Source organism: Fibrobacter sp. UWB1 (genome assembly GCF_002210325.1).
Taxonomy (GTDB): Bacteria; Fibrobacterota; Fibrobacteria; order Fibrobacterales; family Fibrobacteraceae; genus Fibrobacter.
On record NZ_MWQL01000043.1, the window covers coordinates 1 to 1,656 of the forward strand.

At 38.0% G+C, this 1,656-nt stretch carries 1 protein-coding gene; it reads right to left on the reverse strand.

Annotated features, from left to right (window positions below; genetic code table 11):
• Positions 1 to 137: 137 nt before the first annotated feature.
• A complete protein-coding gene (locus tag B7988_RS14750; RefSeq protein WP_088658478.1) occupies positions 138 to 1,292 on the reverse strand; it encodes an FISUMP domain-containing protein in 1,155 nt (384 codons plus the stop codon).
• Positions 1,293 to 1,656 lie beyond the last annotated feature (364 nt).

Sequence of the window (1,656 nt, forward strand, 5' to 3'; positions counted from 1 at the left end):
AGTAAGGTTTTGGGTTATTGGGGGTGGATTGTGACACAGTTTATTTTACAGCCTCTAAATTCACTACCCTTTTCTTTTTTTACATTACGTTTAGACATTTGACACCTCTTTTGATTAAGCCCTTAACTATTTGTCAATCACTCATTGATGTTAGAATCATCCATAACACAGCGGACAGAAAGTCCATTGCTTTTATATGATACATTTTTATTTATTGTTTTATCAGAGGCCCCCATGTAGCAATCATCACCAGCTGCAAAATTTTCTATCGGATTTTCCGATGGAAAGAACCAATATGCAGCCTCATTTAAATCTTTAAAAGATCCATCCACTCGTATACCAGCCCCAACAAGGCTATACCCTGTGGTATTGTAACCACCAAAACCGAATGTAGATCGCACCCCTTCAACACCGTGGGTATTACCATTGCTATTGACTATGATGTAGAAATCATTATAAGTCAACAGACGCCAGCCATTCGGGCAAATTCCCTGATGATGAAGAGTTGTTGCGTCATATTTATCCCGACAATCTTTTTGGTTACATTCACTTGGCAGTTGCATCATCTCAGCCCATTGATAAAGCCCACCATAATAATGACAATTTAATGTATCATTATCATAACAATACCGTTCAATTCTATCATTATCTTCCTGATTTTTCCTTCCACGAACCATAACACCAATATTTAAATTTTCAACCATCGCATAAATTGAAGTAACCTTTCCAAGAGTATCACGGCCTTCAAACTTGAGATATTTATAAGATCGATTATTTCGAACATCTGTAAATTCAAGGCACCCTCCAAAATCCTTGCAATTAAACGGACTCCATTCAGCCGATGTCCCCCAAGGATTTTGTTTACTACTAGATGATCGAATTTCATTAGAGCTAGAACTCGTCTGCTTTACAGAAGAAGAACTATTAAATTCATTATTCTTGCTTGAAGACGAGTTCTCCGATGAACTAGATTTATCCTTATTACTGCTAGAAGAATCTCCCGATTTTACAGAACTGGAACTCTTGGAATCAGAAGAAACTTTTGTTTCTTTTGTGGAACTACTCGACTTAGTGTCACTACTAGATGACTTGTCTTTGGTTTCGTTACCCGAAGACTTCTTGTCAATCGAAGAGGATGACTCTTCGGTGGAATCAGAGTCCTTTACGCTTGAAGACGATTCAACAGCGGATGTTTCATTGTTATCATCACTTGCCGACGACGAATCGTCACAGCCCCAAAAACCTATTCCGCCAAACACGGCTAAGAAAAGTAGTGTTTTGAACTTGTTCATCTTTTAGTACTCCTGTTATTAAACTTTTTTGAAAGCAAAATCTCGATGGATAAGGCATCCACCATAAATCGCGGTTTCAACCGCTCAATCGAATAGGGACCAAGCCCTTTTACTTTTACATCCGATTCATTCATAGGAACAAAATCTGTTCTTATTTTTAAGAAAAAGATAATAAAGAAAGACATTTTTCCTGCCACAAACACCGCAAAAGAGGGTAAAACGCCCTCATTTTCACCCCACACCCCGCCCCGCAGTCCGACTTTTTTTGTATAGCGACAATACGGAGCGTATTATATCTGTATTCATTTTAAGGTAACGTATATTTTCTTTCGCAAATTCCTCTAAGGGGGTAAAAAAATAGGAT